At 51.2% G+C, this 506-nt stretch carries 1 pseudogene; it reads left to right on the top strand.

Annotation, left to right across the window (positions count from 1 at the left end):
• Positions 1-506 (top strand): annotated as a pseudogene (locus tag JX292_RS08955) (hypothetical protein); the annotation flags it as partial.

The following is a 506-nucleotide window of genomic DNA, read 5'->3' as shown; positions in this document are numbered from 1 at the left end:
AACTACCAATCAATAACCGATGAAATCGGTGCTACAATGCACGCCCGCAAGACCCAAAACCGCCACCCCGGTGAACCTGCCTGCTATACCGAAGATATGAAACCTGGTGAGTATGCACGCGTCAAAGAAAAACCAATTGAATCAACCACCAATGGGGACACAATATATTGCAAAGCCCATGACACTAAAACCCTCACCCCCAACAACCCCACACCACCCAAAGGACCCACTATCGAAGAAATGCTCCAAGAAATCGAAGACCAATTCGCCAACACCAATATCCAGGCCCCCAAACTAAAACAGTCCTACAACCTCGGCACCGGCCTCGGCGAAAACAACCCCAACGTCTACAAGAACCAAGCCGTCAACTTCTACGTCGATGCACCCACCGCACGTTGGGAAGGCGACCTCATGATCGGCCACGTAGAAATCGAATCCTACCCCACCCAAATGACCATCCAATACGGCAACGGCGACGAGGATACTTTCTACACCATGGGTAAGCC

This window comes from Rothia mucilaginosa (assembly GCF_901875305.1).
Taxonomy (GTDB): Bacteria; Actinomycetota; Actinomycetes; order Actinomycetales; family Micrococcaceae; genus Rothia.
This window is presented reverse-complemented; position numbering and strand designations above follow the sequence as displayed.